At 43.2% G+C, this 18,998-nt stretch carries 18 protein-coding genes; 9 read left to right on the forward strand and 9 right to left on the reverse strand.

From position 1 onward, the window contains the following. Positions 1-73: 73 nt before the first annotated feature. A complete protein-coding gene (locus CI595_RS11715) occupies positions 74-652 on the forward strand; it encodes a TetR/AcrR family transcriptional regulator (protein WP_162291859.1) in 579 nt (192 codons plus the stop codon). Between the two features lie 195 nt (positions 653-847). Here the strand turns inward: CI595_RS11715 and CI595_RS11720 are convergent, their stop codons facing one another. Further along, positions 848-1,525 carry a class I SAM-dependent methyltransferase gene (locus CI595_RS11720; RefSeq protein WP_095173450.1) on the reverse strand — a complete coding sequence of 226 codons (678 nt, stop codon included), beginning with the start codon at positions 1,523-1,525 and terminating at the stop codon, positions 848-850. 223 nt (positions 1,526-1,748) lie between these two features. Here CI595_RS11720 and CI595_RS26060 point away from each other — a divergent pair, with 223 nt between their 5' ends. Both CI595_RS26060 and CI595_RS11725 read left to right on the forward strand, forming a co-directional pair. Continuing rightward, on the forward strand, positions 1,749-1,916 hold the full coding sequence (locus CI595_RS26060) for a hypothetical protein (RefSeq protein WP_156087469.1): 168 nt from the start codon (positions 1,749-1,751) through the stop codon (positions 1,914-1,916). A gap of 64 nt (positions 1,917-1,980) precedes the next feature. After that, positions 1,981-3,234, forward strand: a complete 1,254-nt coding sequence (locus tag CI595_RS11725; RefSeq protein WP_095174328.1) for an HlyC/CorC family transporter — start codon at positions 1,981-1,983, stop codon at positions 3,232-3,234. Between the two features lie 50 nt (positions 3,235-3,284). On the opposite strand, the gene CI595_RS11730 is transcribed toward CI595_RS11725, so the two are convergent. Continuing rightward, entirely contained in the window at positions 3,285-4,121 is an 837-nt protein-coding gene (locus CI595_RS11730) for a metallophosphoesterase (RefSeq protein WP_095173451.1), read from the reverse strand. Positions 4,122-4,310: 189 nt separating this feature from the next. Between CI595_RS11730 and CI595_RS11735 the strand changes: the two genes are divergently transcribed. Both CI595_RS11735 and CI595_RS11740 read left to right on the forward strand, forming a co-directional pair. After that, a complete protein-coding gene (locus tag CI595_RS11735; RefSeq protein ID WP_095174329.1) occupies positions 4,311-5,072 on the forward strand; it encodes an EFR1 family ferrodoxin in 762 nt (253 codons plus the stop codon). A gap of 138 nt (positions 5,073-5,210) precedes the next feature. Further along, entirely contained in the window at positions 5,211-5,405 is a 195-nt protein-coding gene (locus CI595_RS11740; protein ID WP_147737714.1) for a GNAT family N-acetyltransferase, read from the forward strand. Positions 5,406-5,525: 120 nt separating this feature from the next. Here CI595_RS11740 and CI595_RS11745 read toward each other — a convergent pair whose 3' ends face one another. After that, a complete protein-coding gene (locus CI595_RS11745) occupies positions 5,526-6,362 on the reverse strand; it encodes a nucleoside recognition domain-containing protein (RefSeq protein ID WP_330397273.1) in 837 nt (278 codons plus the stop codon). 158 nt (positions 6,363-6,520) lie between these two features. Between CI595_RS11745 and CI595_RS11750 the strand changes: the two genes are divergently transcribed. Next, entirely contained in the window at positions 6,521-8,236 is a 1,716-nt protein-coding gene (locus CI595_RS11750; RefSeq protein WP_095174330.1) for an AAA family ATPase, read from the forward strand. Between the two features lie 21 nt (positions 8,237-8,257). Then, the gene (tnpB, locus tag CI595_RS27340; protein WP_205728116.1) at positions 8,258-8,458 is read left to right on the forward strand and encodes an IS66 family insertion sequence element accessory protein TnpB; all 201 of its coding nucleotides are present in this window, start codon (positions 8,258-8,260) and stop codon (positions 8,456-8,458) included. A gap of 31 nt (positions 8,459-8,489) precedes the next feature. Here tnpB and CI595_RS11760 read toward each other — a convergent pair whose 3' ends face one another. After that, positions 8,490-9,716 (reverse strand): cation:proton antiporter, encoded by a 1,227-nt coding sequence (locus tag CI595_RS11760; protein WP_095173455.1) that lies wholly within the window; start codon positions 9,714-9,716, stop codon positions 8,490-8,492. Positions 9,717-9,721: 5 nt separating this feature from the next. Then, positions 9,722-10,327: a TetR/AcrR family transcriptional regulator gene (locus CI595_RS11765; RefSeq protein ID WP_095173456.1), complete on the reverse strand. Its 606-nt coding sequence runs from the start codon at positions 10,325-10,327 to the stop codon at positions 9,722-9,724. Between the two features lie 269 nt (positions 10,328-10,596). Here CI595_RS11765 and CI595_RS11770 point away from each other — a divergent pair, with 269 nt between their 5' ends. Then, positions 10,597-11,421 (forward strand): SDR family NAD(P)-dependent oxidoreductase, encoded by an 825-nt coding sequence (locus CI595_RS11770; RefSeq protein WP_095173457.1) that lies wholly within the window; start codon positions 10,597-10,599, stop codon positions 11,419-11,421. Positions 11,422-11,424: 3 nt separating this feature from the next. Here CI595_RS11770 and CI595_RS11775 read toward each other — a convergent pair whose 3' ends face one another. The 4 genes from CI595_RS11775 to CI595_RS11790 all read right to left on the reverse strand — a co-directional run bounded on the left by CI595_RS11775 (position 11,425) and on the right by CI595_RS11790 (position 17,163). After that, positions 11,425-12,006 (reverse strand): TetR/AcrR family transcriptional regulator, encoded by a 582-nt coding sequence (locus CI595_RS11775; RefSeq protein ID WP_095173458.1) that lies wholly within the window; start codon positions 12,004-12,006, stop codon positions 11,425-11,427. 87 nt (positions 12,007-12,093) lie between these two features. Further along, a complete protein-coding gene (locus CI595_RS11780) occupies positions 12,094-14,295 on the reverse strand; it encodes a glycoside hydrolase family 2 protein (protein WP_095173459.1) in 2,202 nt (733 codons plus the stop codon). Positions 14,296-14,297: 2 nt separating this feature from the next. Beyond that, the gene (locus CI595_RS11785) at positions 14,298-15,779 is read right to left on the reverse strand and encodes an MFS transporter (protein ID WP_095173460.1); all 1,482 of its coding nucleotides are present in this window, start codon (positions 15,777-15,779) and stop codon (positions 14,298-14,300) included. 172 nt (positions 15,780-15,951) lie between these two features. Beyond that, complete coding sequence (locus tag CI595_RS11790) at positions 15,952-17,163, reverse strand: helix-turn-helix transcriptional regulator (protein WP_095173461.1); 1,212 nt, start codon at positions 17,161-17,163, stop codon at positions 15,952-15,954. 180 nt (positions 17,164-17,343) lie between these two features. Here CI595_RS11790 and CI595_RS11795 point away from each other — a divergent pair, with 180 nt between their 5' ends. Beyond that, positions 17,344-18,984, forward strand: coding sequence for a GH35 family beta-galactosidase (locus CI595_RS11795; protein ID WP_095173462.1), 1,641 nt, complete (start codon positions 17,344-17,346; stop codon positions 18,982-18,984). The last annotated feature ends 14 nt before the right edge of the window (positions 18,985-18,998 follow it).

The following is an 18,998-nucleotide window of genomic DNA, read 5'->3' on the forward strand; positions in this document are numbered from 1 at the left end:
CCCCTAAATGTCGTTCAGACAACAGCATCCATATTATGTGTCGCTTATTTATAAAAATTTCAGGAGATTATTTATGGAAAGAAAAACAGACCGCCGATCCGTAAAAACCAGGACTGCAATAAAAAAAGCTTTTTCTTATCTGTTAGAAGAAAAGGCTCTTCATGATATTACAATTAAAGAATTAACGGATTTGGCTGATATCCATCGTGCAACCTTTTACAGTCATTATGAGGATATTTATGATCTGTACCGTGATTTTGAACATGATATTTTTGAAAATTTGACCTTCATCTTTGAGGACCCATCACTGACTTCCTATCAGTCATTTTACAATGCGTTATTGGACTATATGCAGGATAATCCAACGTTGACAAAAGTACTATTCCTCAATCCCAATGAAACATTAGATTCTCCCCTTTTGCAGAATCTGATGGATTATTTAGTAGCTGCGTGTATGAATGCGTGGGTGGAAGAGAGTGATATCACAGAGGTCCCTGAGAAACTGGAATATTTTGCCTGTTATCGGGTGCACGGTATTATCGCAATGATGAAACACTGGGTGAACAGTGGGTATTCTATGCCATTAGAAGAATTAAAAAAACTGGTTGCTGGATTGGATGCAGATGTTGATTCATATATGACCCTGTCATGAAGGGCGAGCCGCATTTTATTTCCGGATCAAAGCAAGTGTTAAAGAGCTGCGCAAAATTGCCGCGCAGCTCTTTCCATGCGGTGTTCCGGCAGGATTTCTGTGCTGCGATCATCCATTACCGGAAATTGGACCGGCTGAATAATATTACAAGGGCATGAGGGGAGGCCCCTTGGTTACTGCAGATATTTTCCAGCCTTATCCAGCTTTGGATATAACCAGGAAAATACTGGACTGGTCGGTCTCTGCCACATAATATGCATAACCTGTGGATTTTCCGATTCGATCCATCTCCTCTGGGGAGAGCGCAGAGGAACGAAAGCCATCCTTGCATATAATTTCCCCATCCCGGGTTCTCTCCATGTCAATTTCACCTAACAAACCCTTTTCCGACTGTTCCCGGAACCAGGCAACACGGTGATCCCAGAATTTGGGACTATAGCTGCTGACAAATACTTTACCGTCCGTTGTAAGGAAATCCATACATTTTTTAATAAACGCCATTGGCTGTGCGTTTATGGCAGACAGTCCGTTTTGCAGACATAAAATAACGTCAAATGGCTCCCGGAAGTCAAGATCATGAGCATCCATAACCAATAATTGCGCATTGGGCACATCGCTTAAATATTCATTGCCAAAAGCTGCATTGTCTTTTGAGATATCAATCCCAATGATCGTCTTACAGTTCGACGCCAATTCCTTCATGATCCTTCCGTATCCGGCCCCTATTTCCAAAATACGCTCTGTACCCTGCAAATGATTTCTTACAAATGAAATTTCCGATTCTAAATATTGTTTTACCCTGGGATACTTCGTTTGGTAAACCTTGTAGAGTTTTTGTGCGTTTAAATTCTCATCATAATAGTTTCCGTTGATAGAAGATTACCTCCTTTTTGTGCGGCTGATCAAATGTTTTTTAGGAATGGAATACTTTAATGCTATAATACTATACTGTGAAACGTGACACTGTCAATCAATAATTCACGCTTTATATATTTAGCTGGAAACCGCGGATTCTCAAGTGAAAAACAGCTTGCATTTGCCGGAAACATCTAGTATAATACGATTAAAATTTTATGTATGATCATCGGAGGAATTTATGAAGGACAACGCGGATAGTGACGCTGCCCCGTACCACAGTTGTAAGAAGCGAAAGCATATGAGAATAGAACAAGGCATAGCTGCGCCCTGGAAATGGGATGTGGCTGTGCCTTTTTGTTTTGTTAGGATTGGCAGGGGCTCCTCCGAAAAGGAGGCTGCCATGTAAGGATATTTCTTCTTTTGTATACGGGCATAAATATAGTATATTGAAATCAGAAAGGATTTTTATGATGGAAAGTGATAGTTTATCTTTGATTATTATTGTGTTCTGTATTATCATGTCAGCTTATTTTTCGGCTACCGAGACCGCCTTCTCATCCCTGAACCGAATCCGGGTAAAAAATATGGCAGAGAAAGGAAACAAAAGGGCAGCGCTGGTAATGCGTCTTTCAGAGAGCTATGACAGCCTGCTGTCAACCATACTCATCGGAAATAATATTGTGAACATTGCATCCGCGTCCCTGGCGACGGTCATATTTGTGAAAATGCTGGGTGATGAGGCAGGGGCCAGTGTTTCCACCGTGGTAACAACCATTGTGGTGCTCATATTCGGCGAGGTGTCTCCTAAGAGTATAGCTAAGGAATCTCCGGAAAAGTTTGCCATGTTTTCCGCGCCTATCCTGAATATTTTTGTCGTCCTGCTGACGCCTGCTAATTTTTTGTTTAAGCAGTGGAAAAAACTGCTCTCCCTTGTGTTCAAAACATCCAATGACCCGTCTATCACGGAGGAAGAACTTCTGACTATCGTGGAGGAGGCAGAGCAGGAGGGCGGCATTGATGAGCAGGAGGGTACCTTGATCCGGAGTGCCATCGAATTTTCAGAGCTGGAGGCAGCGGATATACTGACTCCCCGGATAGACGTTACAGGGATATCCGCGGATGCCGGGAAAGAGGAGATCGCGGAGGTGTTTGTACGGACCGGTTATTCCAGACTGCCGGTGTATGAGACATCTATTGATAACATCATCGGAATTATCTATCAGAAAGATTTCCACAATTACATAGCGAATACAGATAAGGATATCCAGGCCATTATCCGCCCGGCCCTGTTTATCTCAAAAGGGAAGCAGGTGGGGGCACTGCTTAAAGAACTGCAGCAGAAGAAATCCCATATTGCAGTGGTACTGGATGAATTCGGAGGAACCATCGGCATCGTTACCCTGGAGGATATTTTAGAGGAATTGGTAGGGGAAATCTGGGATGAACACGACAAGGTAATAGAGGAAATTGAAAAAATAGCAGAGACAGAATATCTGGTTATGGGAAGTGCCAATATTGAAAAAGTATTTGAGATGCTGGGAAAAGAAGAAGAATTTGAGGTACTCACAGTAAGTGGCTGGGTCATGGACCAGATGGGACAGGTGCCAATGGAGGGCAGCAGTTTTACCTGCGAGAACCTGGAAGTGCAGGTGATGAAAATGGCAGGAAAACGGGTAGAAAAGGTGCGGATCACCATAATACCCGATCCTGCCGCAGAAGGATAAAATACCTGTGGTACAGATAAACGGGGGCGGTGACTGCGGCAGGAGGGCTATTAGTTCCGGATTTGAAGCACCATGATTTCCGGTGGATTGAGGAACCGAAAAGGCAGCACCGTCATACCAATTCCCTTGCTCACATAGAGGGAAAGGTTTTCAGATATCCCACAATCCGGATAGTGCCCTTTGATATATTTGGTAGCACCAGTGGGCAGGCTGTACTGCGTAAGAAAGGGAAGTGTGACCTGCCCGCCGTGGGAGTGCCCGGAAAGCATAAGGCCCGCCTGGGGCATGGAAATTAACTGGGCAACATCCGGTTCATGGGAAAGCAGGACCGTAAATGCATCCTCCCGGCTCTGATAGAGTTCCGGGTCTGTATTGCCTAAAAGGTAATCGTCAAAACCAGTCATTCGGATGTTGAATTCTTCCAAATACAAGCTGGTATTGTTTAAGAGGGTAAAGCCCCCGTTTTCCATAAGGTCAGAGTAGACACGGCTGGCACCGCCGCCATAGTCATGGTTTCCATATACTGCATATTTTTGGGAATCAGGGCTGATCGCTTTCAGCTTGGATTTTATAAAGTCCAAATCCAGGATTTCTTGGTCACGGGCATAGTTATCCAGTAAATCACCACCGAACACAACAATATCGGGGTTCTGTGAATTGATCTTTTCAACGATCCGCGAAAGGTGTTCCTGATCATACAGATTCCCCAAGTGAGTATCTGAAAAATAGACGATTTTACATTCTTTTACATCGGAAGGGGCCTGTACAGTGTAGGTTGTTTTTACTAACAGGCTGGGCTCCACGAAATGCGCATAGATAAGAAGTATGCACAGTATCAGGATGAGAAATAAAAATGGTTTTATTATGTATTTGAATAAGTTCTTCAAGCCAGTCTCCTTCTATTACTCTGGCGGTAACTACCTCATCTGTGCAGCTTACAGCCGGATTTTTTGAACGAAGTGTTTCGTTACAACTATAAAGGAAATGCAAGAGAATTGCAAGGTGTGTATCTGTGGCAAAATTTGCTGCCTATTGACTGGCATTTTTTTTATTCATCAATAAGAAAGGTTGAGCCGATGATTGGAATATACTTTAGCGGAACAGGAAATACGAAATTTTGTGTGGAACGATTTTTACAATATTACGGAGATACAATTGATGTTTTTCCAGTGGAGGAGGAACGGGCCGTAACAGCCCTTTGCGACGCAACGGAAATTTTGTTTGGTTATCCGGTATATTACAGTAATCTGCCCAAGATCGTGAGAGACTTTATTACAAAAAACAGCAGCTTATTTGCCGGTAAAAAAATATACATAATTGCCACCATGGGGCTGTTCAGCGGAGATGGTGCAGGGTGTGGGGCAAGACTTATGAGACGCTGCCATGCCGAAATTCTGGGAGGGCTGCATGTGAAAATGCCGGATTGTATCAGTGACGAGAAGGCATTGAAGAGGACTTCTGAACAGAACCGGAAGATCATACAGGATGCGGATAAAAAATTAAAAGATGCCGCGGAAAGTCTCAAAGCGGGGAAACCTGTCCGGGAAGGACTGGGACTTGGCAGCCATGCGGCCGGATTGTTGGGGCAGAGGCTCTGGTTTTATACAAAAACCCAAAAATATAGCAGCAGACTTAAGATCGATCCCGGAAAATGTATCGGATGCGGAAAATGTATGTCCCTCTGTCCTATGGAAAACATTACGATCCGGGAGCAAAAGGCATTGCCGCATGCGAAATGTACAATGTGTTACCGCTGTGTCAATCGCTGCCCTGTGCAGGCCATTACGCTTTTAGGAAAACGGGTGTATGAGCAAAGTTCGGTAGAAAAATATTTATAAAAAATGGGTTTACGGGGATTGCGTTATAGAATAAGGATTAGACAATGGAATAAATCACATAGACCCTGATATGGTGTTTGGGGACATTGGACTATGGCAGTTTACAGGATAAAAAGATGCAGATCAAAGGAGATGAATATGTATTTATTACGTGTATTGCAGGAGGATGATATTGAATTAGTAAGAACATGGATGCAGCAAGATTATGTTTCTATGTGGTTTGGTGATGCGGATGAATGGGTGGCTGAAATGAAGGGCAGAGATAAGGAATATGATTTCATACATCATTTTATTGTGGAGGATAACCAAAACCCGATTGGATTTGTCCAGTAGTATGATCATAGTAAAATTCCCGGGGAAGAAGCGCTGTCACAGCCACCGGAAACCTATGGAATTGACTATATGATAGGTGACAGGCAATTACTCGGACAGGGCAGATTCCGGTACGGCTGTTCAGAAGAACAGCCGCACCGCACAATTAAATAAAAAACAAAACAGAAATCCCATAGCTGTAGGAAGTAGAAAGGCGAGAAACGTCCACTTCAGGCTGTGGGTTTCTTTCTTTACAGTTAAAAGCGTAGTGGCACAGGGCCAGTGCATGAGAGTGAAAAGCAGCATGGAAACTGCCGTGAAACAGGTCCAGCCATTTTGTACCAGCAGCGTATGAAGCCCGGTAAGACTTCCCGCGTCACTTAAAGTACCCTGGGCGGTATAAGCCATGATCATAATGGGAACCACGATCTCATTGGCCGGAAGCCCCAGGATAAAGGCAAGCAGAATAATCCCGTCCAGACCCATCAGCTTTCCTGCAGGATCGAGAAAACCAGCCAGATGCAGCAGCAGCGTGGTATCCCCGGCTTTTATATTTGCTAAAATCCAGATGATAAGACCGGCAGGGGCTGCGGCAATCAGTGCGCGCCATAACACATGGAGTGTGCGGTCAAGCACCGAGCGTACCAGAACACGGAAGAACTGGGGCCGCCGGTAAGGGGGGAGCTCCAGGGTAAAGGAAGAAGGAACTCCTTTCAATACGGTTTTAGACAGCAGCCAGGAAGAAAAAAAGGTCATGAATATTCCAAGTAAAATGACCGCTGCCAGCAAAACAGCAAGGGAAAGGGACGTGAAGAATCCGGTTCCCACAGCAAAGAACATGGTGAGGACAGCTAAAATAGTGGGAAAGCGTCCGTTACAGGGTACAAAACTGTTGGTCAGGATGGCAATGAGACGTTCCCTGGGAGAGTCAATGATACGGCATCCGGTGACCCCGGCTGCGTTGCATCCAAATCCCATGCACATGGCTGGTTGATATCAGGATAAAAATAGCAGGAAAATTGGACAAACTGCAGTGAGAAAAAGCAAAGGTATGGAATCTGAGTTGTGATTTGGTGTTTTTTTGTGTATACTTAAAATAAATAATAAGCGGTGAACAGAAGGGGTGTGTGGACGGTATGGAAATGAAGAAAAAACTTCCCATAGGAATAGAGGAATTTGAAAAGATTCGGGAGGAAGGGTTTTACTATATTGATAAAACTGGGCTTATCAAAGAACTTATTTATAATTGGGGGGAAGTCAACCTTTTCACCAGACCCAGAAGATTTGGTAAATCCCTGAATATGAGTATGCTGAAATGTTTTTTTGAAATAGGAGGGAAACAGGATCTTTTTGAGGGTCTGGAAATAGCTGATGAAAAGGAACTATGTGATAAATATATGGGTAAATTTCCCGTTGTTTCCATATCACTCAAAGGAGTGAGCGGTGACAGCTTTGAAACCGCGCGTTCCATGATGTGCTCTGTAATAGGGAAAGAAGCATTGCGGTTTCGTTTCTTGCTGGACAGTAAAAGGTTATCCAGCGAAGAGAAGATGATGTACAGTCAGCTCATCATGATTGACTCTAAATATGCACAAATTTTTCGGATGTCGGATTCAGTATTAATGGAGAGTCTTAAAACCCTTACCATGCTTCTGGAAAAACATTATGGACAAGCGGTTATTGTTTTGATAGATGAATATGATGTGCCATTGGCAAAGGCGTTTGATAATCAATATTATGAGCAGATGGTTCTTTTACTTCGTAACCTCTTTGAGCAGGCATTGAAAACAAACAAAAGTTTATATTTGGCAGTGCTGACAGGATGTATGCGCATATCAAAGGAAAGTATCTTTACCGGTCTGAATAATTTGAAAGTTTTGTCCATCTCGGATGTGAGATTTGACGAATATTTTGGGTTCACAGATGCTGATGTGAAAAAACTTCTGGAGTATTACCGGCTTTCAGAAGTCTATCATACGATGAAAGAATGGTATGATGGATATCAGTTTGGGAATATAGAGGTATATTGCCCTTGGGATGTGATCAACTATTGTGATACACGGCGAACGGACAAAGACGCCATGCCGCAAAACTACTGGGCAAATACAAGTGGAAATGATGCGGTAAAACATTTTATCGAAAAGTCAGATAATGGTACGGTAAAACGTGAAATAGAACGCTTGGTCGCAGGAGAAGAGATTAGAAAGGAAATCCATCAGGAGTTGACTTACCATGATATGTATCAGTCCGTTGACAATATCTGGAGTGTTTTATTTACAACCGGCTACCTGACACAGCGGGGAAAACCGGACGGGGATGTTTTTAGTCTGGCTATCCCGAACATGGAGATCAGAAAGATATTTACCAGACAGATCATGGAGTATTTTAAGGAAACTGTTGAGCATGATGGTGAGACTTTAAATGCATTTTGTGAGGCGTTAAAATCGGGAGATGCAAAAGGTGTTGAGAGATTGTTTGGAGAGTATTTGCGAAAGACTATCAGTGTCAGGGACACCTTTGTGAAAAAGAAAATGAAAGAAAACTTTTATCATGGCATTCTGTTAGGTCTTCTTGGGTTTAAGGAATCCTGGGGGATATTTTCAAACAGGGAATCAGGTGACGGATACAGTGATATCACCATAGAAATTGATAATGAGGAGTTAGGTATTATTATTGAAGTAAAATATTCTGATAGTGGTGATTTGGAGGCGGAATGCCAACAGGCCCTGAAACAGATACGGAGCATGCAATATGAGGATCAATTGCGTGACGAGGGAATGAAGCGGATATTAAAATATGGAATTGCATGTTATAAAAAGCAGTGCAGAGTTGTCATAGAAAACGATATGTGATGATAAAAAGTGTGGTGGAACGTGGATTTTGAACAGATTTATCAGGCCCATTTCCGGGATGCAAGCCCCAACCGCTGTAAGCTGGATCCATTCTCAAACAGCTTGTTTCTGTTCTGCGGACGCAAGGCCAACCGGCTGAAAGCACTCTATTGGGAAGGAGATGGATTCGTCCTCCTGTATAAACGGTTAGAGAACTCACGCTTCCAACCTCGCTTGCCTTGAACATGCTTGTTTAAGTTTTGTATGGAAACTTTTATTTCTCATTCAACTCCCCCGCCCACTCAAATCCTTTTTTTGCCATAATCACCGCTATGATCTCGTTGATTATCGCTGCTGCTGCGATTGTTCCAGTTACAACGGCAGCACTCTGCAAATCCGCAGTGCTGAGCATGGATGCCGCAATCCCTGTAAACACTAACGAAACACCCGAATGCGGCAATAAAGTAAATCCTAAATATTTCTGAACTGTCATTGGCATGTTCGTCATTTTTGCTCCTGCCCTCGCACCGAAATATTTACCCACTGCACGCATGATGATATACACTACGGTAAAAAATCCTGCACCAAATATAGCGTGGAAATCCAATGGTGCCCCCAAATTGATAATAACAACGACCATTGCAAAGGCTTGTATTACTTGAAAATCATTTATAATTTCAACAAGTTTTTCCTCCGAAACCAAATTAGAAAAAGCTCCAGAAAAAGCCATACCCATAAGCATAAAGTTTAAGAGTGGTATTGGCATCAAATATGTGTTACACAAATTGCCCACAATCGAAGTCAACAAAATGCCAATTACGAGTGTAATAACAATCCCACTTTTCAACTGTATCTTCCTTAATACAAATCCTGTTGGTATTCCAAACAAAAGCCCTATTAGAAGTGGTAATACTATCATCACAGGAATCATGTATATCGGTAATCCACCACCTGACAGATGACGTGCAACAATCGTTATAGTTGTAAAAAACACAATAACTCCCACAATATCATCTAACGCTGCCATTGGAATTAGTGTTCTCGTCACAGATCCATCTGTCTTAAATTCCTGTACAATGGACAATGCCGGTGCTGGTGCAGTTGCAAGTGCAATACCACCAAAAACAAAAGCTAAGTACAGTGGAATCCCACAAGATGCAAATACAATACAAAATGAAATTGAAACAACAATAAATGTTCCGAGCGATTGTGTCAGCGTAGTGACAAGCAATGCTTTCCCACAGCTTTTTATCTTTCTCCAAACAAGTTCAGTACCGATCAATAAACCAACCGTACACTCCAAAACGTGAATGATCCCCTTATAAACATTTGTATCCAGAAGTTCTTGTGGAAGAAGATTACACGCAAATGGCCCTAAAAGCATTCCTGCAACCAACCACCCTAGTATTGAGGGTAATTTTATTTTTGAAACAAGTTTCCCACATATAAACGCAATTACAATCGTCAACATCCATCTTAAGACATGAATTATTACTGTCATTCCACCTAATCCTCACTCTCTACTAATCCATATAGCATCAGATCAACAAACTTCAATACCTTTTCTTCATGCAATACTTTTACTTCCTCATTTGTGTATGTATCAAGTCCAAGGTTTCCCATAAATGAATTGAACATTCTTTGTATAACTGAGAAATATAGAAAAGCATCTTCTCTTGTAACACCTTCTCGTAATGTGTATTGCGAAATAATATTGTAAAAGAAAGCATAGTTGAATGCTTGAAAGCAGGAATTAGCTTTTCGTATCTCTTTGGTCAAATGCTTCGGCTCCTTTAACATTGTTTCAAAAATAATATTTGATTCGTTAATATGTTGATTAAAAAAATGTAATCGAGCCTGCATATAGCTTTGCAAACTGCCACCTTCCCCCAATTCCTTTAGTGCATTTGTTAAATCCTTATAGCATTTTTCTACACAGGCAATATACACTGCATCTTTATTTTTGAAATTATGGTATAGTAATCCCTTTGGTATTCCCTGTTCGCAAATTCGATTTAAAGATGCCCCTTCATAGCCTTTCGTTCCAAATTCTTCAATCCCCAACTCTATAATCTTATTGATTGTTATTGCTGTTCGTTCTTCTCTCTTCATAAGCACCTCCAATAATAGACCGTTTAGTCTATTATAGTGTATTATTTCATTTATTGCAAGTGGATTGGGAAATATGAGCCCATGAGAGTACAGACAGTAAAGGCATCAATTTAAATTCATCTGTCTATTTTTTCATCAAAGCACCACCATATGTTGATTATATAACATATGGTGATTTTTTGATGATTGAGAAACTCTTAGACTCTCCATATAATGAAAATGAGGTTGAGGACAGGAAACAGCCACTATAAAAGAATAAGGAGAGAGAAATGAACGAGACCAATAAGACAGCCACATTCAGATCAGTAAAAGGAAAGGTTGTAATTGTAACAGGTGCAAGCAGGGGGATTGGAAAAGCAGTCGCAGAGGTATACGGGGCTAACGGCATGAAAGTCGTCTGCGCGGCCAGAAGTGTGGAACAGGGACAGGCGGTGGCAGATGCGATCTGTGGAAATGGCGGGGAGGCTGTTTTTGTGCAGACAGATTGCAGCGATGCAAAACAGATGAAAAAGTTGGTTGATACGGCCGTTTCTCAATATGGAAGATTGGATGGCATGGTAAATAATGCGGGCATTGGGCAGGGAGGAACTCCGCTGCATGAGTATAAAATGGAGGATTATGAGAATATCTTTGATTTGAACAGTAAAGGAGTCTTTGCAGGGATGAAATATGCGGCGGAGGCAATCCTTCGTTCCCACAGTCAGGGAGGATTCCTGATCAATGTGGCCTCTATCGCGGGAATTATGCCTCAGCGGGGTCAGGCTCTGTATACGGCAACGAAATTTGGAGTGGTGGGAATGACGAAAGCAGCTGCACTTGATTATGCCCATTATAATATTACGGTTAATGCCATCTGCCCGGGATATACAAAAACAAGTATATTTGGAGATGCGCCGGAGCAGGCAATGGCTTTCTTTGCAAAGGACTGCCCTTCCGGCCGAATGGGAGAACCCGAGGAGTGCGCATATCTTGCACTGTTTTTGGCAAGTGATATGGCACGTTATATTACCGGGGCTGCCATTCCTGTTGACGGAGCGCTGTCCGCCGGAGGTAAAAATGTTTCACAGTGGAGACATCCGGAGATCCTGAAGTGATGATCAGAGATTTGAGGATACGGAATGGCTGTGATCATATGATAGTATAAGCTGATTCAGATCATCTATTTTCTCTGCGATGACGGCAGGTGCTTCTTTGGCGCCTGTTTTCATCCAATGTTTGATTAACATGGTGGTACCTCCGGCTAGATAACTGTATACGCATTGCTTGTCCGGATTGCTGAGATGATCCTCATCACCGGAAGCCAAGTGAGATACTGCATATTGGGAACAGCGTTCAGCGAGTCTGTTAAGGAAATCACTGTCCGGAGATTTGGCTGTAAGTGATGTGAGCAGGTCCTGATATTCCAGAAGAGAGGTGAGTAATGTAGTGAGAACATGTATATTTCCGTTATGCGCAGATCCAAACAATAATAACTCCAACTGATTCAAAGCGGATTCTTCCAGTTTATGCATGAGATGATAGACGTCCTCATAGTGCTTATAAAAGGTACTGCGGTTGATTTCCGCTTTTTCACAGATTTCTTTTACCGATATTTTATTAATTGGTTTTTGTTTTAATAAATCTATGAATACGTGCTGGATGATCTGCCTGGTGTACCGGACACGAGCATCGGTTTTCATTTATCTCCTCCTTCAAAAATTCCCATCCGGGCATTAAGTATCTGCTCATGTACTTAACTGCCGGGATGGGAGGTTTTCAAATATCAGTTATTTTTTAATACCTTGTAAAACGCGGTTGAGCTGTTTGATGCTTTCGTCATCGGCACCACTTTGTTTCAGAAGACTGACCAAAGTCATACGGCCCATCATACGCTGAAGCGCCGGATTATCCTTAACCGCATCGGCAACGTCACCGCGCGCAGAAGCACCCTGTGACATCATCTGGTCAATGATCGCACCGGCCTGAGGATTTTCACGGATATCTGCCAGGCGGTCGTTTATGGAAAAACATTCAGGATCTAAGTCATCTGTGTCAAACCAGTTTGTGACAGGAGCCCGCTTGACAAATATATAGTCCGGATTTTCTTCTGCAACGCGCCTTATGGTCATACAGTCTTCGCAGGCATCTGCTTTTGCAGTAATGGCATGGGTACCTGTGATCGGTACCTGGAATTTGAAAATGGTTTTGCCTGAGACAGTAGCAAATTCAGTTCCATCTACAAAGAGTGTGACCTCCGGTTGATTGGAATATACTTTGATCTCAGTGGTTTCTTCCACGCGGTCAGCATAGCGGCGGCCGCACAGGTGTACAAACTTGTCGGTTCTGTTCCATGCCGCTTTATAAAGATAGAAGGCGTCTTTTTTCAGTTTTCTGTCGATGGTGACAAGGCCTTTCTGGTTTTCTCCATGTTTGCCGCCTTCGTCACGGCCGTCAGCAGCAAAATCAAATAGATTCCATACATGTGTGGCCCATAGATAGGGTCTGGCTTCTATCATTTGCAGCATATGTTCGTGGTAAAGGGCCTGATAGCTTTCTGTGTAATCACCTTTCTCCGGTGCGGCGGACTGGTATTGTGGATTGGCATCTGCACCATATTCAGAGAAACCGATTGCTCTGTCAGGATATTTTCTATGGTACTCGTCAAAAAATTCATCAGTTTGTTCCAGTTCGCCAAGATACCAGCCAAAATACAAGTTATAACTGTTAATGTCCGGGATTTCCAGGATAGGACTGTCCGTCTCCAGCATAAATACATTAGCCATGGTTGTGGGTCTCGTGGGATCAAGTTTGTGGCACAGGTCATGGAGCTGTGTGTGGTTTTCCAGTAAATCCTCATTTACGGTGCTGGCGGCTGTGATTTCGTTGGATAATCCCCAGGTTATAATAGAGGGGTGGTTGTAGTTTTGTACCACTAAATCTTCCATCTGTGTCAACGTATTGGCACGGGCGTTTTTCATATGCATGGTAATGTATGGAATCTCCGCCCAGAGAATCAGCCCATTTTCATCGCAGAGGTCATAAAATTCCTGTGCGTGCTGGTAATGCGCCAGTCGGAGGGTGGTTGCACCCAATTCCAGGATGATTTCCATGTCTTTTTTGTGATGCTCCATGGTAAGGGCATTTCCTACGTCTTTAAAGTCCTGATGACGGGAAACTCCGCGCAGGGGATAGGAGCTTCCGTTTAAAAAGAAACCCTTCTGAGGGTCTATATGGAACTCTCGGCATCCAAAACGTGTACTTACTTCATCACCGCTTTCTAAAGAGGCACTGGCTGTATAGAGATACGGATCGTTTAATCCATCCCATAAGTGTACGTTTTCAATCATAAATATAGCTTGTGCATGTTTTTCGACGGATAATACTGTTTGAGACCGGCCATCCACAGTGAATGTTACCAGGTCATCTGCCGAAATCCATGCTTCTACAGTAACGGTAGCTTTGTGATTTTCCAAATCCACTTGGGGCGTTACCTTAATTCCGGGTGTACCGCAGTAGTCCAGTTCAAAATGGGTTTCCGGAACGACGATCAGGTTTACCATCCGGTAAAGTCCGCCGTAAAAGGTAAAATCTGCTTTCTGCGGATAACAGGTATTGTTGTCTTCGTTATTTAAAGCGGCAACAATGGTATTTTCATCTGACAAAACCTCTGTGATATTTACACGGAAGGTGGAATATCCGCCTTCGTGGTGGGTGAGCAGATGGCCGTTTACATAGATGCCGGCAGTCATAGCTGCACCCTGGAATTCCAGATAAGCCTGTTCTCCGGGTTTTAATTCCGGTTTATGCAATTTCTTTATGTAATAGCAAGTGCCCCTGTGGTAGTCATTTCCTCCGTCCTGGCCATCAATGGCGTTCCAGGTATGGGGAAGTGTCACTGACTTCCCGGGAAGCGTTGCAGCGGTAAGGGCGTCCTTTGCTGATCTTACAAAATTCCAATTGTCTTTTAGCTGTGTTATACATCTGGCCATGCTTATTTTTCCTCACTTTCTGCCGGTACTGCATTTTTCTTCTTTTCGATGCGTTTTTGGACTTCTACCATATCTTCTTTACTTAAATGGCAGAAGTGCATGGCTGCCAGAGTGCAGATCCAGCCAAGGATTGGAAGTCCGAACATGATGATCGTTGTGGTCCAGAAAATAGCCGGGGTGGCAGCATCTGTTGGCTGGGGCATAGTAGAAGTATAACCGATCATTGCAACAGCGCCTGTGGCGATCAAAGCGGAGAAGGAAGATACAATTTTATCTATAAAACTGTAAATGCCCGTAACGACTGCCGGAACATAACGGCCGCTGCGATCCTGTTCATAGTCAATGATATCTGACATAAAAGCGGTACCTGCAGTAGTTACACACATATTGGCACCGTTTTTCATCAGGGTGAGAACCACGTAGAGAATCATGCAGATACCTGCACTGGCAATCTTCCTGGGGTCAATCGCAATTAAGAAGCCCCACATGACCACGCTGATCACGATACAGATACGAGTCCAATTGACGATGGTTTTCTGGCTTCCGAACTTTCCGGCATATTTTGCACCGGCGACTGCAAAGAGAATAGAAGGCAGCATACCGATAACAGTGAGAATGGTTGCAAGTCCCATATTGCCTATCAAGATACCATTCATCATTGTTACGATAACGGCCTGGGAGGTTGTTTGCTGTGCAATCTTGTCAGAAGCGGAAGAGATGATGTAGCACTGAAGGGGACGGTTATGTTTTAAGATCTCAGTCATATCTTTGAGTTTTAAGTGTTCCTTCTTAACTGCTAATCCGCGGAAGTTTTCCGGTCTGTCGTATTCCGATACACCGATGCATACAAGAAGAGTACCCATTGCGGCAAGACCAAGGCATATCTTGCAGGCAGCACCCAGGAATTCAAGATTATAATCTCCTCCGAACTTGGGGAGCAGGACAGTATTTAATACAATACTGAGGGCCATGGGGATGACATAGTTTAATGCTGTTGACCATACGCTGATCGTCGGGCGTTGTTTGGGGTCATTACTGATCAATGGATTGATGGTCAAGGCTGTCATGTTGGCGATGGTATAACCAATGACATAGATTATGTAAAATAAAGTAAAGCCGATAATACCAAGACCTTTTCCGGGTCCCCAGACAAACATTGCCATGAGAGCCAAGGCTTCGATGATATAACCAGTGATGAGCAGAATACGGATTTTACCAAACCGTGTGTTTACTCTGTCATAGACAAACGCGAGTATCGGGTCAGTGATACCATCTAAAATCCTTGTCCAGGTGAGGATAACACCTACGACTGCAGTGGCAATACCAAAACCAAGACTGGCTGTGTAACTTGCCAGTCCGATGAGAGAGTAGACGCTCATGCCGACAAAGGCATTACATGCGAACAGGATAATTTGCCAGAGTTTTGCACGGCGGTATTGTACACCGTCAATTTCGCTCTGTGAGAGCTTTTGTTTTTTTGCCATGATAAATAAATCCTCCGTTTTCTTTGTGTATATTTGCGTTATACAGCTGATAAGACAACTATAAGGGAAGTTTTATTTGCATGTAGTATAGAAATTCGCTTATATGTACAAAAATTCATGGAAAGAAAATGGAATATGGAAAAACAAAACATTATAGATAAAATCAGAACTATCATATCCTGTGATTCTGTGCACGGTATTCGCTGGGTGACATACCGACATGTTTCTGAAAACAGGTGTAAAAGTAACTCCGATTGCTGAAGGAAAGGTTATCGCTGATCGTTTGAATGTTTTCAGTAGTACCGGACAGAAGCAGCTTGGCCTGGTCGATTTTCTCCTTCAAGACGTATTCATTTATGCTTGTACCCATCTCCTCCTTGAATTTGTGAGAAAAGTAATACTCTGAATATCCGCTGCGTTTGGCGAGCATATGGATTGACAGCGGCTCCGCTATATGGGATTTGATATAAGCACAAGCATTTTGTATGGGGGCAGAGATATGTGATTCTTCCTTTGATCTGCGCACACGGTAAACGTAATCTGCAAGCATGGTTTCATTTAATCTCTGTATTTCTGACATGGAGTTACATTCCTCTATTCTGGCTGCGTAGAAATCGTTCAGATCATAGGAGATGGAGGGCGCAAGACCGCCGCGGATGCAGGCTCTTGAGCAGAGTGTCAGCAATACTAGGGTATTATTTTTATGGAGGCGCAAAGAATCTTTTGCATTGATCTTCATGCCGGAACTTAAAGACGCGGACTTTGCCAGAGCGTCTTTATAGTTGGGATTACCGTCAGCTATCATTTTGAACAACTGCTCTTCCGCGTACCAGATTCCGGCATGTTCCAGGGAAGAGGTGATGGAATCGTTTTTTTTCGCCGCAGGGACAATACTTTGGTAGGTTATGTCGTTCGTTGATATTTTGGCGCCCGTCAGACAGTAGTGAAGCATAACAGCGTACTGATTGATAATATTGGTGGGGACTGTGGGAATACGTTCAAACAGTTTAAAAACCATAGATCGAAGTTTTACAGTCAAATCATAGTCATCCAGATGTTTTCTGAGAAGCATCTGGGAATCGCGGCCGCTGTAGATGGGGCCTATTAAAAAACATTGTTCCAGAAGTGAACCATGGTAATCAAATCCCACAATCCATAAGAGGTTTCCGGCGGCTTCCACAATGAGAGGAGTCTTCCGGCCGGAAGCGATATATTCTTCCACCAGTTTGGAAAGACCGGTGTAGGAGAGGAAATTGCCGGAAAAAATACTTTCAGTCCAGTTTGTATGCGTCATATTCAGAGTCTTATCATAGGCCCATATATACAGGTCGTAGTTACAGTTGATCAATTCCATGAAAAAAGAAATCTTATCGGGTGTATTCATAGAAATCCTCCTCTTGCCCGCGAAGTGACAGATGCTGCGTGTTGAAATTCATTAAAATGTTATAAATTTAATGAAATTGAGTATTTGCTGAAATTATAACACATTTTAGTGAATTTTTAAACGCATATTAAAAGGTTTTCAAATAAAATATATACTATAAAATTACGGAGGAATAAAAGTATGAACAGTAAAAGAACGGTTTTAACGGTAGATGGAAAACCATTTATAGCCATTGCGGGGGAGGTACATAATTCCAGTTCTTCATCAGCGAAATATATGGAAAACGTTTGGAAACAGGCAGAGGAACTGGGGCTTAATACACTTTTACTGCCTGTGACCTGGGAACTAACGGAACCTGCGGAGGGTCAGTTTTCCTTTGAACTGGTGGATACACTGATTGAGCAGGCCAAAAGTTTTCATATGAAGATCATTTTTCTGTGGTTCGGGACATGGAAGAATGCCCAGTGTATGTATGCTCCGGAATGGGTGAAAAAGGACATGGAACGCTTTCCCAGAGCCCAGACCGAAAAAGGGAAAAATAAAACGAGACTTTCCATGTTCCACGGAATGGAATATACCACACTTTCATATTTGGGGGAGGAGACAAATCGTGCGGATGCCAGAGCATTTGCTAAACTTATGAAACATTTAAAAGACGTGGACAGTGAGACGCATACTGTCATTGCCATACAGGTGGAAAATGAAACAGGCCTGCAGGGAGCGGCCAGAGAACATTCCGATCAGGCGGATTTCCTGTTTGCGCAGCCTGTGCCGGAAGAGTTTGTGTCTTATATGAAGTCTCATACAGAATCCATGGAAGCGGGTATCAAAGAAGCCGTACAAGAAGGAAAGGACAGCGGAAGCTGGAAGGATGTGTTTGGAGACTATGCCGAGGAGATATTCAGTGCATATCATATAGCCGGATATGTGGGAAAGGTTGCAGCAGCCGGACGGGCAGAGTATGATCTGCCGATGGTTGTAAACTGCTGGCTTGATAAAGGGGGAGAGGCCGGGCAATATCCCACCGGCGGACCGATCGCAAAGGTGATGGAGGTGTGGAAATACGCAGCTCCGGCTATTGATGTGTTTGCCCCGGATATCTATGTACCTAATTTCTGTGGTATTTGCGATACCTATACCAAACTTGGAAATCCGTTATTTATTCCGGAAACGGCAGTGCACTCCCATGCAGCGCCCCGCCTGGTTTACAGTATAGGACATTATCATGCTGCCTGTTTTGCCCCATTTGGTTTTGAAGATATGGGACAGCCTTTTGATGATATTACAGCATACCTGTTTGGTGTTGATGTGACAGACCCATTACTGCAGATTCCGCAGGACATATCAGAATATGCATGGTGTGCAAAAACCTTGGATAGTATGATGCCGCTATTGACAAGCAGATATGGAAGTGATGAACTGCAGGCTGTATGTTCGGAAACCATGGATATGACACCGGCTAAGCCGGACAGCCGCTTGGCGGATATGGGAAATATGGGAAATATGGAAGGGGAAACCATGATGTTTGATGATTTCGGATTCCGGGTCATGATGAATATTCCGTTGGTGAAGCGTAAAGATGGCGTGTGTATGATCCTGAAGGAAAGCAGGGATACCTTCTACATATTAGCAAATGGGTGCATGATCACTGCGTTTTCTGCAAATGCGGAGAAACCGTTTTATGACATCATTTCATTGGAAGAAGGTAAATTTGTGAATGGTTGCTGGAAGGCGGGAAGAAGGCTTAACGGAGACGAAGCATCCAGGTTGTGCTTTAACAGCTATGAATTGTTAAAACTGAAGGTATTTCAATACCGGTAAGACAGCAAAGGGGA

The organism is Blautia hominis, assembly GCA_002270465.1.
Taxonomy (GTDB): domain Bacteria; phylum Bacillota; class Clostridia; order Lachnospirales; family Lachnospiraceae; genus Blautia; species Blautia hominis.

What these genes read in the sequence shown, in the direction of transcription:
- CI595_RS11715 (WP_162291859.1), top strand. Translation starts at nt 74, where the DNA reads ATGGAAAGAAAAACAGACCGCCGATCCGTAAAAACCAGGACTGCAATA.
- CI595_RS26060 (WP_156087469.1), top strand. Translation starts at nt 1,749, where the DNA reads ATGAAGGACAACGCGGATAGTGACGCTGCCCCGTACCACAGTTGTAAG.
- CI595_RS11725 (WP_095174328.1), top strand. Translation starts at nt 1,981, where the DNA reads ATGGAAAGTGATAGTTTATCTTTGATTATTATTGTGTTCTGTATTATC.
- CI595_RS11735 (WP_095174329.1), top strand. Translation starts at nt 4,311, where the DNA reads ATGATTGGAATATACTTTAGCGGAACAGGAAATACGAAATTTTGTGTG.
- CI595_RS11740 (WP_147737714.1), top strand. Translation starts at nt 5,211, where the DNA reads ATGTATTTATTACGTGTATTGCAGGAGGATGATATTGAATTAGTAAGA.
- CI595_RS11745 (WP_330397273.1), bottom strand. Translation starts at nt 6,362, where the DNA reads ATGGGATTTGGATGCAACGCAGCCGGGGTCACCGGATGCCGTATCATT.
- CI595_RS11750 (WP_095174330.1), top strand. Translation starts at nt 6,521, where the DNA reads ATGGAAATGAAGAAAAAACTTCCCATAGGAATAGAGGAATTTGAAAAG.
- CI595_RS11760 (WP_095173455.1), bottom strand. Translation starts at nt 9,716, where the DNA reads ATGACAGTAATAATTCATGTCTTAAGATGGATGTTGACGATTGTAATT.
- CI595_RS11765 (WP_095173456.1), bottom strand. Translation starts at nt 10,327, where the DNA reads ATGAAGAGAGAAGAACGAACAGCAATAACAATCAATAAGATTATAGAG.
- CI595_RS11770 (WP_095173457.1), top strand. Translation starts at nt 10,597, where the DNA reads ATGAACGAGACCAATAAGACAGCCACATTCAGATCAGTAAAAGGAAAG.
- CI595_RS11775 (WP_095173458.1), bottom strand. Translation starts at nt 12,006, where the DNA reads ATGAAAACCGATGCTCGTGTCCGGTACACCAGGCAGATCATCCAGCAC.
- CI595_RS11780 (WP_095173459.1), bottom strand. Translation starts at nt 14,295, where the DNA reads ATGGCCAGATGTATAACACAGCTAAAAGACAATTGGAATTTTGTAAGA.
- CI595_RS11785 (WP_095173460.1), bottom strand. Translation starts at nt 15,779, where the DNA reads ATGGCAAAAAAACAAAAGCTCTCACAGAGCGAAATTGACGGTGTACAA.
- CI595_RS11790 (WP_095173461.1), bottom strand. Translation starts at nt 17,163, where the DNA reads ATGAATACACCCGATAAGATTTCTTTTTTCATGGAATTGATCAACTGT.
- CI595_RS11795 (WP_095173462.1), top strand. Translation starts at nt 17,344, where the DNA reads ATGAACAGTAAAAGAACGGTTTTAACGGTAGATGGAAAACCATTTATA.